The sequence below is a fragment of the Erythrobacter sp. K21-9 genome (assembly GCF_055808355.1).
Genome location: NZ_CM147866.1, coordinates 1,517,431 through 1,530,128 on the forward strand (window position 1 = coordinate 1,517,431; position 12,698 = coordinate 1,530,128).

Genomic DNA, 12,698 nt, shown 5'->3' on the forward strand with positions numbered 1-12,698 from the left:
CCTAGTTTTCCAATTGCGTGAGGATTGCCGCGGCACATTCGGCTGGAGCCTGACTTTCGGTGTTGACCTCAAAATCGTAGTCGATGCCCTTGTGCAGATGCAAAGATTGTTCGCGCGCTAGTCCAATGAGCCTGTCGCCGCGCTTTTCTTCTCGCCGTGTGACTGCCTTGAGCGGTGCATCGACCTTCACCACAAGCAGCTGAGCATCAGCGAGCCTCGCCCTGTAATCGTTGATGTCTGCCAGATGGGCAACATCGTCCACCACCACATTCAGGCGCGCCCGCGCAAGCGCGGCAACAAATGCGCGCATTTCTCGAATAAGCAGGTTGCCATGAAGGCCGGTGCCAATCCGGGGTAGAATGCTCCTCTCGTGCTCGACCTGCTCGACAGGAAACCAGTTCTCGTCCGTTTCGCGTCCATCCGGCAGCATCGCCATGAAACCGTCCAGCGCCACGTGAAGAAAATCATCCTCAGCTGCGGACTGGATTGCCTTGGCCAGAGTGGTCTTGCCCGCGCTGCTGATGCCGTTGAGGATGAGGACGGTGGCCATCAGCCATCCAGGATCGCCACCGCGCGGATCCATCCTGCGCTTGCGCGTTCGATCTTTACCGGGAAGCAGCTGAACGTGAAGCCGTGCGCCGGCAGGCTTTCCAGATTGGTGAGTTTTTCGATCTGGTAATAGGGCCGAATGCGTCCGGCCTTGTGGCCCTCCCAGATGATCGACGGATCGCGGCTTTCGGCCCAGCGCCGCGCGGTATGGCTGAACGGCGCGTCCCAGCTCCACGCATCGGTCCCGACCACCTCGACCCCTCGCTCGGTCAACCACAAGGTTGCCGCCGCGCCGAGGCCGACGCCCTGATCGGTGAAGCCCTCCGTGCCGTAAACTGCGCCCGACTGGATCAGAACAATGTCGAGCGGCTGGGGCGAGTATTCGATCGTCACAAACGCCTTCTCGAGCTCATCGGCAGTCACGACATGGCCGTGCGGAAGATGTGAGAAATCGAGCTTCACACCGGGGCGAAAGAACCGGTCGAGGGGCGCTTCGTCGATGCTGGGTGCGGGTTTTTCGCCTTCATTTGTGGTCGAGTGATAATGCCACGGCGCGTCCATGTGGGTGCCGTTATGGGTCGAAAGTTCGAGCATCTCGACCGCCCAGCCTTCGCCGTCCGGCAAATCGTCTTTTTCAAGGCCGGGGAAGAACATCGCGATCTGCTCCCACGTATCCTCGTGCGCCATGTACTGGATTTTGGGGCGCATCACCTCCGGGTCGGAAATCACGTCGTTGGTGATGGGGATCGAGAGGTCGATGAAGCGGGTCATCGCAGCAGGTTAATGCGCCTGGAGCTGCTCGTCGAGGAAGGCCGCAACATCCGCCAATTCGACATCGCGGGCAAGATAGGCTTGACCGATATCGTTGAGCAGCAGGAAGGGCAGCGTGTCCCCCTCCATCTTCTTATCGTGGCGCATATGCTCCGCGAGCGCCGTGCCGGAGCATTCGAGACCGAGTGCGCTGACCTCCGATGGCAGTCCGGCTGCGTCGATCGCGCTGGCGGCCCTTTGCGCGTCCTCCAAGGACAAATCGCCGCGCCGCGCCGAATACCGCGCGGCGAGCACCATCCCGGTCGCTACCGCTTCGCCGTGAAGCAGGCGCTCGGAAAATCCCGTTTCCGCTTCAAGCGCGCGCCCGAATGTATGGCCGAGATTGAGCAGCGCCCTCACGCCAGTCGTCTCGCGCTCGTCCTCGGCAACAATGCGGGCCTTGGCGCGGATACTTGTCGCGATAGCATGGGCGAGAGCATCGGGTTCGCGGGCGAGCACCGCCGCGCCATTATCCTCGAGCCAGCCGAAAAATTCCGCATCGCCAAGCAGGCCGTATTTGATGACTTCTGCATAGCCCGCGCGCATTTCGCGGTCGGGTAAGGTGTCCAGCACCGCAGGATCGATCAAGACGGCCGAGGGCTGGTGGAAGGCCCCGATCAGGTTCTTGCCCGCGCGCGTGTTGATCGCGGTCTTGCCGCCGACCGAGCTATCGACCTGTGCCAGCAGGGTGGTCGGAATCTGCACGAAGCCGCATCCGCGCTTCGTCACCGCGCAGGCAAACCCGGTGAGGTCGCCGACGACACCTCCGCCGAGTGCGAAAACGTGGTCTGTGCGGGTAATACCGAGCTGGAGCAGCCAATCGGTGAGCCGTTCCAGCTCGCTCCAGCTTTTCGCGCCTTCGCCCGCTTCGACGACGAACCAGTCAGCCTCGTATCCCCCAGCTGAAAGGCTTGCATCGATTGCGGACTGATACAGGCCATGCGTGTTCGTGTCGGCCACGAAGGGTGTTTTGCGTCCGCTCTTGCCGCGGCTTGTCAGAAACCCGCTCGCTCTGTCCGCAATATCGCCGAGAAGGCCGCGCTCGATCATCACATCGTAACTGCGCCCGCCGAGGGCGACGGGAATTACAGCCATTGGTCGATCGCCTCGATAATGCTCTTCGCCGTGTCAGAATGCGGGCCGTTCTCGCTAAGCACGCGGATTTGCGCCTGCCCGTAGAATTGGCTGCGTTCATCCAACAGCCTTGTCAGGATTTCCTTCGGATCGCCGGTCTTGAGCAGCGGGCGGTGATCGCGCCGCGAGGTGCGCTCGACGAGTGTGTCGATGTCGCAATCGATCCACACGGCGATAGCCCGCTCAAGGATCAGCGCGCGCGTTTCGGGATCGATGAATGCGCCGCCCCCGGTCGCGATGACGCCGCTGTTTTCGTCGATCAGCCGGGCGATGACACGTCGCTCTCCGTCGCGGAAATAGGCCTCGCCGAACTCTTCGAAAATCTCCGCGACCTTGCGCTGCGCGGCGTCTTCTATGGCGTCATCGGCGTCGATGAAATCGCGATCGAGCATCGCGGCGAGCCTGCGTCCGACCGTCGATTTGCCCGCGCCCATCAGGCCGACAAGCACCACCGGCCGGTCGATCCGCGCGGAAATGCGGGCGATATCCCGATCGTTCAAAGAGGCTGCGGCAGTCATTGCCGCATGGCCTATAGATGGGGTAGAGCGCGCGCAATATGTCAAATTTATCGCGTCGTCGTCATGCACAAGGTAGGGTCCTCGGCCAGGGATCGGCCCGGGGATCAAGCCGGGGATCGAGGAAGCGCAGGCCGCCGCTGGCCCGGTGGCCGGTTTACGCAGGAGTTGGGGTACTCGCCGTGTTGATTTTTGCCTACATCGATGGCGGCGAAGAGCCGATCCGTCCCATTATCGAGCATGTTGACTTGCCCGGCGCACCAACGGTGAACGATTGATGCGGCGCGGTCTCCTGCTCGGGAGCGCAGCAGCGCTCGGCCTGGTTGGCGCTATCGGCGGCACGTTCGCAGCGTCTTTGGCAGAGGCGCAGGACGCGCCCGAATCGCTCCTCCCGCCGGGCTTCGACGATCCGGCGCCCGCGCCCACGCCGACGCCGGTTCCAACCGCTTTGCCGACCGCAGCTCCGCGTCCTGCGCCGACAATCGCGCCGCCGCTCGATCCCGATCAGCCAAGCCCAAGCGCACCGTCGGTGCCCGGCGATCTGCCCCCGGTTCCGACGCTGTCGGGCGAAGAACTCGCCGATATTCCGACGCTTGAGGAACTGGAGAACCTCTCTCCGGACGAGCTCGACGAGCGGCTCGGGCTGAAACCGAAATTCGACATACCTCCAGCGGCCCGGAGGTCGCTGTCGCAGGTCGGCTTGCTGTCGCCAGAGGAGGGCGGATTGCCAACGGCATCGCTCGCAAATCAACCTGCCGAGCTGGTCCGCGCGATCCTTGCCGGGACGCAGCGCGACATGGTTTCGCGCTGGGGCCACATATTGGTGCGCCGCGCGCTGGCGAGCCGCCTGACCGCGCCGGACGGAATGGACCCGGTGGAATTTGCAGCGCTGCGCACGGCAGTGCTCAACCGGATGGGAGAATTCGCCCTGGCCCGCGCGCTTGTGCAGGACGTCGATACGGGCAACTGGAATACGGCGCTGACCAGCCAGGCGCTTACCGCCTATATCGCGGCGTCGGATATTGTCGGCGTGTGTCCAGCGATCCGGCTCCAGGGCTCGTCGCGCGAAGATCCGCAATGGGTCATGATGCAGGCAATCTGCAACGCCTACGCAGGCGAAGGCGCGCTCGCCGGATCGCAGCTCGACCGTGCGCTTGGGCAGGATATTGCCCCTGCCATCGATGTGCTGCTGGCTCAGCGTTATGCCGGGGCGGCAGGGCGCGGGCGCAGGGCGGTCGATATCGAATGGGACGACGTCGAAGAAATCACGCCGTGGCGCTTTTCGCTGGCCAACGCGGTTGGCGAAACCATTCCCGCCGACCTGGTAGAGGCCGCCATCGAGAGCGACGAAAGCGGATACTACGCCCGCGCCGCTGCGACGGCCCCGATGCTTCCGCTCGCCGCGCGCGAAGGCTACGCACGACGCGCCGCGACCGAAGGCATCCTGTCCTCAAGCGCCATGGTCGATCTTTACAGTCAGATTTACGCCGACAACTCCATCGGCGATGAAGTGGGAGAGAGGGCAGCGTCCCTGCGTGAAGCCTATGTCGCCAGCGATCCCGAGGCGCGCATCACGGCTATGCAGCAATTGTGGGGAGACAAGGACGATTACTCGGGCCGCGTCACGACCGCTTATGCCGCAGCCCGCATCACTCCCTCGAAGGATTATGCCGGATATTCAGGCGGATTGATCTCTTCCATGCTGGCTGCTGGGCTAGACCGCGATGCGGCGGCGTGGCGGGGTGTCATAGCGGAGGGAAGCCTTGGCTGGGCGCTGTTGACGTTGGCCGAGAGCGGGGCGGGCAATGCCGCGCAGCAAGGCATCGACACCTTCGCCGATAACGATGACAGCAGCGAGATGCGGGCGACCGCTTTTCTTGTCGCCGGGCTTGCAGGGCTCGACCGGATCGCAGCGGACGACCTGGCCGAGTTCACCAACCGAGTCGGCATGAGCCTTGACCGGCAATCGCGCTGGACGCGGACGATCCAACGGGCCGCTGCGACTCGCAATGCTGCGCTAGTTGCGCTGCTGGTGGGCCTCGGGATGCAAGGCGATGACTGGTCGCAAATGACCCCGCTGCACCTGTTCCACATCACATCCGCGCTGCGGCAGGTCGGGCTTGAAGCGGAAGCGCGGATGATCGCTGCAGAAGCGGTCTCGCGGGCCTGATTGCTGCGCGCGTGCCATTCGCAATGTCCGCTGCAACCCAGTCCTTCCTCGATATGCTGGCCGCAGAGCGCGGCGCAGCAGCCAATACTCTGGCCGCATACAGACGCGATCTGGACGGGGCGGAAAAGCTTATCGGCGATCTTGCCAAGGCACCGCGCACGAGCGTTGCAAAATTGGCTGGCGCATGGGCAGCGCTCGCCCCTTCGACAGTGGCGCGAAAGGCGTCCGCGCTGCGCCAGTTCTTCGGTTTCGCGGTGGATGAGGGATGGCGCAGCGACGATCCCTCGGGCGCGCTTCCGTCTCCGCGAACGCAGCGTCCGCTGCCCAAGGTTCTCTCGCACCATCAGGTCGAGGCGCTGCTGGAGCGCGCAGAGATCGAGGCGCAAAGCGGGAAACCTGCCAGTATCCGGCAGCTTGCCCTGCTCGAAATGCTTTACGGATCGGGCCTGCGGGCCACCGAACTTGTCTCGCTACCCGTCAGTGCTGTCCCCCGTGATGCGCCGCTGATCACGGTAATGGGCAAGGGCGGACAGGCGCGGATGGTTCCTGTAGGCGAGCGGGCGAAAGAGGCGCTCCAGAACTGGATCAAAGTGCGCCCTGCCGAGCAGCAATCGCGGTTCCTGTTCCCTTCGCGGTCGAGGAAGGGCGGGGACAAACATCTCTCGCGCGTCAGGCTTTTCCAACTGCTCAAGGAGCTTGCCGCGCGCGCCGGGCTGGATCCGGCAGGCATCAGCCCGCATGTCCTGCGCCACGCCTTTGCGACCCACCTGCTGGAGGGCGGGGCCGATCTGCGCGTGCTCCAGACGCTGCTCGGTCATGCCGATATCGCTACGACACAGATCTACACCCACGTCGACGCCGCCCGGCTCGTAACACTGGTGAATTCGCGTCACCCTCTTGCTACCCGGCGCGCATAGGCTTAGCGCGTCTGCCATGATTGCTTATCTCGATTTCGAGAAACCCGTCTCTCAGCTTGAAGAGCGCATCGCAGAACTGCGCAGCGCAAGCGAGAATGATGAGGTTGATATTTCCAGCGAAATCGCGCGGTTAGAGACCAAGAGCGCGGAATTGCTTGCCAGCACCTATGCCTCGCTGACGCCGTGGCAAAAAACGCAGGTGGCGCGCCATCCCTCGCGCCCGCATTTTCGCGACTATGTCGAGCACGCGTTCGAGGACTTCATGCCACTGGGCGGGGATCGCTACTTTGGCGATGACCTCGCGATCATGGGCGGCTTTGCCACGCTGAATGGCCGCCGCATCATGTTGATCGGACATGAGAAGGGCAACGACACGCAGAGCCGGCTCAAGCACAATTTCGGCATGGGCAAGCCGGAGGGGTATCGCAAGGCGATCCGCCTGATGGAGCTTGCCGGGCGGTTTGGCCTGCCGGTCGTCACTTTGGTCGATACGTCGGGCGCGTTTCCGGGGATCGAGGCGGAGGAGCGCGGCCAGGCCGAAGCCATCGCCCGCTCGACCGAGGCCTGCCTGGCCCTGCCGGTCCCGATGGTCGCTGCCATCGTGGGTGAGGGCGGCTCTGGCGGAGCCGTGGCGCTGGCCAGCGCCGAACGTGTCCTGATGCTCGAACATTCGGTCTATTCGGTGATCTCGCCGGAAGGCTGCGCATCGATCTTGTGGCGCACGTCGGAAAAAGCGTCCGAGGCGGCGCAGGCCATGAAGGTCACCGCGCAGCATCTCAAGCGCTTGAAGGTCATAGACCGCATCGTGAAAGAGCCGGCCGGCGGTGCGCACCGCGATCCGGTGACGACTGCAATGAACCTTGGCAGCGCGCTTAGTGAAGAGCTCGATGCGCTCGCCGAGCTCCCGAGCGACACCCTCATCCGCACCCGAGAAGAAAGGTTCTTGCAGCTCGGGGGCTAAGCAGCCGCGCGTTTCCGGAACATCTGAGCCGCGATTGTATTGGTTGAATATACAATCGCTGCGATCAGAGTTGTTAAGAGGAGCGCGCAGAACATGATAAAAATCAAACGTATGGCTAAACTGGGGTGCGCCTCGGCGCTGGCTCTCACGCTTTCCGGCTGCATGGGTGGCGGCGGTTCGATCCCCTCGGCGTCCGCACCCATCACCCAGCAAGAAGCGCAGCAGGGCGCGCAGTACCATCCGCAATTCCTCGCCCAGTTCGGCGGCGCGATGACCGGCCCGCAGGCAGCCTATGTCGAGCAGGTCGGCAAGAATATCGCGGTGCAATCGGGCCTCGGCAATGCGCGTGAAAGCTTCACGGTCAGCCTGCTCAACAGTCCCGTGAATAACGCATTCGCCGTTCCGGGCGGATATATCTATTCTACCCGCCAGCTGGTCTCGTTGATGAACAACGAAGCCGAACTGGCTGGCGTGCTTGGGCACGAGGTCGGCCACGTCGCCGCACGCCATTCGCAGCGGCGCCAGCAGGCCGCACAGCGCAATTCCATTCTTGGTGTGCTCGGGGCGATCGGTAGCTCGATCCTGCTGGGCGACAGCTCGATCGGAGACACTCTGTCGCGCGGCTTCCTGCAAGGGTCGCAGCTTTTGACGCTAAGCTTCTCGCGCAAGCAGGAGCTTGAAGCCGACGATCTCGGCATCCAGTATCTCACCCGCGCAGGGTATGATCCGCGTGCAATGGGCACCGTTCTGGCCAGCCTCGCCGCGCAAAACTCGCTCGATGCGCGGCTTCAGGGGCGCGATAATGCGACGATCCCCGAATGGGCTTCGACCCACCCCGACCCGGCAAGCCGGGTGCAGTCCGCGCTCAGCAAGGCGCAGGGTCTTGGCGGAAGCGTGACCAATCGCGACACCTTCCTCTCGCGGATCGATGGCATGATCTACGGTGACGATCCCGAGCAGGGCGTTGTCGAAGGCCGCCGCTTCATCCATCCGGACCTGCGTCTGTCCTTCACGGCGCCGCAGGGTTTCTACATGGTCAACGGCACAACTGCGGTGAGCGTTCAGGGCCAGAGCGGCCAGGCACAGCTCACGCTTGCCCCCTATGCCGGCGATCTGGACAGCTACATTCGCCAGCAATTCCAGAAGCTTGGCGGAGAGAATAACAATCTTGCTCCGTCCCAGATCGAGCGTACGACCGTGAACGGCATTCCGGCGGCATATGGCATCGCCCGCGTCAATAACGGCAACAACCAGGTCGACGTGGTGGTGTTCGCTTATGAATTCTCGAATGACCGAGCGTATCACTTCCAGGCGATCACTCCGGCCGGTCGCACGGGGACGTTCACGTCGATGTTCCAGTCGATGCGGCGCATCACTCAGGCGGAAGCCGATGCGGTCATCCCGCGGCGTATCGATGTGGTGACGGTGCAGCGCGGCGATTCCGTGAGTTCGCTTGCACGCCGGATGGCTTACACCGATGGGCAGGAGGCGCGGTTCCGCGTTTTGAATGCGCTCGGTTCGAACGACACGCTTCAGGCCGGACAGAAAGTGAAGATCGTCGTCAGGTCGCGCTGATTACGCGCGGCCTTTTCGGCTGATCGGCGCGTTCGCAAATCTGCAGCGCGCATAAAAAAAGCGGCGGGGAAATCCCCGCCGCTTTCTTTTTAGCTTAGTCTTGCGACTTAGGCCATTTCGGTCTGAACTTCCGAGAAAGTATCCGAAAGGGTGTTACCCAGTGCGCCCATTGCAGTCACGGCAGCAACAGCGATAAGAGCTGCGATAAGGCCGTATTCGATTGCGGTTGCACCCTGCTCGTCGCGAGCCAGCTTGTTGAAGAAAGTCATTGATAGTCTCCTGGTTTGAGTCTTCGGTACCCGTGTCCGCTCAAATTAAACGAACAGACAAATATGGATTTAGCGAGCGGTTCTTGAAATTTTCCTAATCCGGAGCCTTTCAGAAACCTTAATTTGGTCAGTTCGCTGCATCCGCTTGCGCATCCCTGACATAGCTCCACATTTCGATGGTCTCATTGGCAACGCCTGTGAGAGCACCGACCATGGCGAGCACGATCAGACTTACGATCAGACCGTATTCAACGGCAGTGGCACCTGTGTCGTTCGTCCCAATGTGCTTTAGGAATTTCGTCAAACTCATGTGTTCACCTGTCAATACGTTCCTGACAGCTTCAGATATCTCCCCAAGGGCTTAAGAAATGGTTGATGCCTGTGCTCGAAATGGAAAAAATCCCGACATGAACAGTGGTTGGCTAACGGTTGTCGCAGCAGCGCTGCAAGCAGGCGATGACCACTGGGTGATGCACCGCAGACCTTTTGAAAAGCATCATGGCGGCCTATGGGAATTTCCTGGCGGAAAGGTCGAAGATGCTGAAATTCCAGTGAATTCTCTGATCAGGGAATTGCACGAGGAATTGGGAATTATCGTCGCTGCCGAGGATTGCGAGCCGATCGCCTTTGCCGAAGAACGCGATGCAAGGGGCCGCACGCCGATTGTCATCCTGCTTTACAGAATCGCTGTTTGGGAGGGGGAGGCCCGGGCACTTGAGGGCGGTGAGGTAGGTCTCTTCACCCGGTCCGGGATCGCAAAGCTCGACAAGCCGCCACTGGACCAGGAATTGGCGGTGCGCCTATTCGCCAAAACATGAGTTGTTGCGCGAAGATGCATAAACAAAGGTTGCCAAGGCGCGCCGACACTCTTATTTGGCCCCTCTAACGCGCGCCAGTAGCTCAGCTGGATAGAGTACCTGACTACGAATCAGGTGGCCGGAGGTTCGAATCCTTCCTGGCGCGCCAAGAAAGCCCATCCCTGCAGGGGGTGGGTTTTTTTGTTGGAGGGTTGATTGTCGGCGATGCCACAGCCGCCCGCGCGCTCCACCCTGCCACCCGGAGCCGACCGGGATAATGTCCGGGTGGGAGGGTGGCAGGGCGCAGGCGGCCCGGTCCAATCAGACACCCTCAATCCCGCACACTCTCCTCGAGAGCGTGCATGTCCTCGTCCGAAAACCCGAAATGGTGACCCGCTTCGTGAACCACGACGTGACGCACCAATTCCTCGAAACCGACGCCGGTCTGCCGCATCTCCATCAACAGCGGTTGGCGGAACAGGCTGATGACGGGCGGCATGTCACCGCTCGACCACGATGATTGCTCGGTAAGGGGAATGCCCTCGTAAAGGCCTGACAGGTTCCAGCGGCTTTCTATCTCTACCGATGCAAGCTGGTCTGGCGATGCGAATTCCTCGATCCGCAGCACGACATGGCTCAGTTGCTCGCGAAATTCTTCCGGCATCCGCGCCAATGCGCGCCGTGCGGCCTCTTCGAATGCGGCTGTGCTGGGCTCTGCTGTTTTCATCGCACCCATTTGGTGATCGGTCGCATCCCGCGCAAGATTTCGGAACGCGAGGCGGTTTCACCCATTGATCAGGCAAGACATCAAGGAGTTTACCATGACCGAACAGACCACTGTTCTTAACCGCCTGAAGACCGATCACGATCGCCAGCGCGAACTGCTCGACCAGATTGCCGAAACCAGCGGAGACACGGACCGCCGCCGTGAATTGTTCACCGAGCTGACCAAGGAGCTGAAGAGTCATGCTGCCGCCGAAGAGCAGGCGGTGTATTCGGAAATGCTCGCCGACCCGGACGTGAGCGACGAAACGCGCCATTCGGTAGCAGAGCATCACGAGATCGACGAAATGCTCAACGATCTGGCCGCAACCGACATGAGCTCGCCTGCATGGCTGCAGAAATTCAAGCAGCTGGACGAGCGCTACCGCCATCACATCAACGAAGAAGAAGACGATCACTTCCCCGACTTTGCCGAGCAGATCGACGAAGCAATGGACAAGGAAATGACCGAAACTTTCGACGAGCGGAAGCAGGCCGAAAAGGAATCTGCCGAGGTTACTCCAGAAAAAGCGGAAGACGCCAAGGAATAACCCAACTGACATACACCGAACAAGCGCGCCCTTCGCACTGCGGAGGGCGCGCTTGTCGTGTTACCGCGGGAATTGCCATCATCTGCAATCTACGCGATGAAAACCGAGAGAGGCCATCCGGTCCGAAACCCAAAGGGGAACTGCGAGTGAGTGAAGGAAACGGATACGTTGACGATCCGGGCGTGAAGAAAAAGCCCGATGTTCCCGAGAATGTGCAGGATGCGATCCGCACCATTCTGAAATGGGCGGGCGAGGATCCGACGCGCGAGGGGCTGCTCGACACGCCCAAACGGGTTGGCCGCGCGTGGCTGGAATATTGCGAGGGCTATCAGGAAGATCCCGCAATCCACCTCAGCCGGGTGTTCGAGGAAGTCGGCGGATATGACGAAATCGTCTTGCTGAAAGACATCCCGTTCCAGTCGCACTGCGAACACCACATGGCCCCGATCACCGGCATAGCGCACATTGCCTATTTGCCGAAGGACAAGGTCGTCGGCATCTCGAAGCTTGCCCGCGTGCTGCATGGATATGCTCGGCGGCTGCAAATTCAGGAGCGCCTGACAGCGCAGGTGGCGCAGTGTATCTGGGACAATCTCGATCCGGCAGGCGTGGCGGTGGTAATTGAGGCGCAGCACGGCTGCATGACAGGGCGCGGCGTGAAAACTCCCGGCGTCGGCATGACAACCAGCCGCATCCTCGGGTGTTTCCTTGAAGATCATCGCAGCCGCAAGGAAGTGATGAGCCTGATGGGGTATTAGCGACCGGGGCCGCTCTTCCATGCTGCGCGCATGCAACGCACAATTTTCCTACATAGAGCGTGCCATGTAACAAAAGCGAGCCCCCGATCCTTCAGGGACCGGGGGCTCGTTCTTTGATATCGTCGGCCTTTTCCTGTGACACACAACTTGCACCTTGAAACGGTTCGAAGTTGGAAAAGTGTCAACCGTATCCAACACTCACAAAATCGCACAATTCAGCGGGTTTGAGCGTGTTGGATATGCATGACACATGGGCAGATGTGTCATGCATTCGTGCACCCATCGGCGTCAAAGCTGCCCGAGCATGTGCTCCGCGCTGGAAACACGGAAATCGCCCGGCTCCTCGACATTGAGCTGTTCGACGACGCCGTCATTGACGACCATCGAGAAACGCTGGCCGCGCTTGCCCATGCCGAAACCCGATCCGTCCATCGTCAGGTCGAGCGCTTCGACGAAATCGGCGTTACCATCGGCGAGCATGGTGATGTCGTCGCTGCCCGCAGCACTGTTCCAGGCGCCCATGACGAACGCATCGTTCACGGCTGTACCGACAATCTCGTCTACGCCCTTGGCCTTGAGCTCTTCTGCTTTTTCGACGAAGCCGGGGAGGTGCTTGGCCGAGCAGGTCGGGGTGAACGCGCCCGGGACCGAAAAGAGCGCTACCTTCTTGCCTGCGAAATAGTCGCTCGCCTGAACCTGCTGCGGTCCTTCTGCGGTTGCTTTGACCAGGGTCGCGTCGGGCAGTTTGTCGCCTACCGAAATCGTCATGTTGGCATTTCCTTTCGTGTGCGGGGGATGTTGCGACACGATATAGGACCTCTTGCCTCTGCGGCAACAATTACAGATATAAAGATAAGTTTATATTTGCGTGTCGAGCCCCCGAGCGCTACGCCAGGGATCAAGATTTCAAGACTATCCGATTTTCAATTC

15 protein-coding genes and 1 tRNA gene are annotated in these 12,698 nt (G+C 61.2%); 8 read left to right on the forward strand and 8 right to left on the reverse strand.

All coding sequences use genetic code 11. The features are described from left to right. Position 1: 1 nt before the first annotated feature. From AC0L39_RS07635 to AC0L39_RS07650, 4 genes are read right to left on the reverse strand one after another with little or no spacing between them, the layout of a single operon-like run. Entirely contained in the window at positions 2–550 is a 549-nt protein-coding gene (locus AC0L39_RS07635; protein ID WP_473262049.1) for a chloramphenicol phosphotransferase CPT family protein, read from the reverse strand. Next, the gene (locus tag AC0L39_RS07640; RefSeq protein ID WP_473262051.1) at positions 550–1,320 is read right to left on the reverse strand and encodes a cyclase family protein; all 771 of its coding nucleotides are present in this window, start codon (positions 1,318–1,320) and stop codon (positions 550–552) included. Before AC0L39_RS07640 ends, AC0L39_RS07635 begins: the two co-directional genes overlap by 1 nt. Positions 1,321–1,329: 9 nt before the next feature. Further along, positions 1,330–2,454 (reverse strand): 3-dehydroquinate synthase, encoded by a 1,125-nt coding sequence (gene aroB, locus AC0L39_RS07645; RefSeq protein ID WP_473262054.1) that lies wholly within the window; start codon positions 2,452–2,454, stop codon positions 1,330–1,332. Continuing rightward, positions 2,445–3,011, reverse strand: coding sequence for a shikimate kinase (locus AC0L39_RS07650; RefSeq protein WP_473262056.1), 567 nt, complete (start codon positions 3,009–3,011; stop codon positions 2,445–2,447). Before AC0L39_RS07650 ends, aroB begins: the two co-directional genes overlap by 10 nt. Before the next feature lie 274 nt (positions 3,012–3,285). On the opposite strand from AC0L39_RS07650, the gene AC0L39_RS07655 reads away from it, so the two are divergent. From AC0L39_RS07655 to AC0L39_RS07670, 4 genes are all read left to right on the forward strand, one after another. Beyond that, entirely contained in the window at positions 3,286–5,178 is a 1,893-nt protein-coding gene (locus tag AC0L39_RS07655) for a hypothetical protein (RefSeq protein WP_473262057.1), read from the forward strand. A gap of 23 nt (positions 5,179–5,201) precedes the next feature. Next, positions 5,202–6,095: a tyrosine recombinase gene (locus AC0L39_RS07660; protein ID WP_473262059.1), complete on the forward strand. Its 894-nt coding sequence runs from the start codon at positions 5,202–5,204 to the stop codon at positions 6,093–6,095. A 16-nt stretch (positions 6,096–6,111) separates the two neighbouring features. Beyond that, complete coding sequence (locus tag AC0L39_RS07665) at positions 6,112–7,056, forward strand: acetyl-CoA carboxylase carboxyltransferase subunit alpha (protein ID WP_473262062.1); 945 nt, start codon at positions 6,112–6,114, stop codon at positions 7,054–7,056. Between the two features lie 93 nt (positions 7,057–7,149). After that, positions 7,150–8,631 carry a M48 family metalloprotease gene (locus AC0L39_RS07670; RefSeq protein ID WP_473262064.1) on the forward strand — a complete coding sequence of 494 codons (1,482 nt, stop codon included), beginning with the start codon at positions 7,150–7,152 and terminating at the stop codon, positions 8,629–8,631. A gap of 107 nt (positions 8,632–8,738) precedes the next feature. On the opposite strand, the gene AC0L39_RS07675 is transcribed toward AC0L39_RS07670, so the two are convergent. After that, a complete protein-coding gene (locus tag AC0L39_RS07675; protein WP_473262066.1) occupies positions 8,739–8,900 on the reverse strand; it encodes a Flp family type IVb pilin in 162 nt (53 codons plus the stop codon). Positions 8,901–9,027: 127 nt separating this feature from the next. Continuing rightward, the gene (locus tag AC0L39_RS07680; RefSeq protein WP_473262068.1) at positions 9,028–9,210 is read right to left on the reverse strand and encodes a Flp family type IVb pilin; all 183 of its coding nucleotides are present in this window, start codon (positions 9,208–9,210) and stop codon (positions 9,028–9,030) included. Between the two features lie 97 nt (positions 9,211–9,307). Between AC0L39_RS07680 and AC0L39_RS07685 the strand changes: the two genes are divergently transcribed. Together AC0L39_RS07685 and AC0L39_RS07690 are read left to right on the forward strand one after the other, a co-directional pair. Next, entirely contained in the window at positions 9,308–9,718 is a 411-nt protein-coding gene (locus AC0L39_RS07685; protein ID WP_473262070.1) for an NUDIX domain-containing protein, read from the forward strand. A gap of 71 nt (positions 9,719–9,789) precedes the next feature. Next, positions 9,790–9,866, forward strand: a tRNA-Arg gene (locus AC0L39_RS07690). 162 nt (positions 9,867–10,028) lie between these two features. Here AC0L39_RS07690 and AC0L39_RS07695 read toward each other — a convergent pair. Then, positions 10,029–10,424 carry a metallopeptidase family protein gene (locus tag AC0L39_RS07695; protein WP_473262072.1) on the reverse strand — a complete coding sequence of 132 codons (396 nt, stop codon included), beginning with the start codon at positions 10,422–10,424 and terminating at the stop codon, positions 10,029–10,031. Between the two features lie 94 nt (positions 10,425–10,518). Between AC0L39_RS07695 and AC0L39_RS07700 the strand changes: the two genes are divergently transcribed. Together AC0L39_RS07700 and folE are read left to right on the forward strand one after the other, a co-directional pair. Continuing rightward, entirely contained in the window at positions 10,519–11,010 is a 492-nt protein-coding gene (locus AC0L39_RS07700; RefSeq protein ID WP_473262074.1) for a hemerythrin domain-containing protein, read from the forward strand. Positions 11,011–11,156: 146 nt separating this feature from the next. Next, positions 11,157–11,768, forward strand: a complete 612-nt coding sequence (gene folE, locus AC0L39_RS07705; RefSeq protein WP_473262075.1) for a GTP cyclohydrolase I FolE — start codon at positions 11,157–11,159, stop codon at positions 11,766–11,768. A 288-nt stretch (positions 11,769–12,056) separates the two neighbouring features. Here folE and AC0L39_RS07710 read toward each other — a convergent pair whose 3' ends face one another. Beyond that, the gene (locus AC0L39_RS07710) at positions 12,057–12,536 is read right to left on the reverse strand and encodes a redoxin family protein (protein WP_473262077.1); all 480 of its coding nucleotides are present in this window, start codon (positions 12,534–12,536) and stop codon (positions 12,057–12,059) included. Between the last annotated feature and the right edge of the window lie 162 nt (positions 12,537–12,698).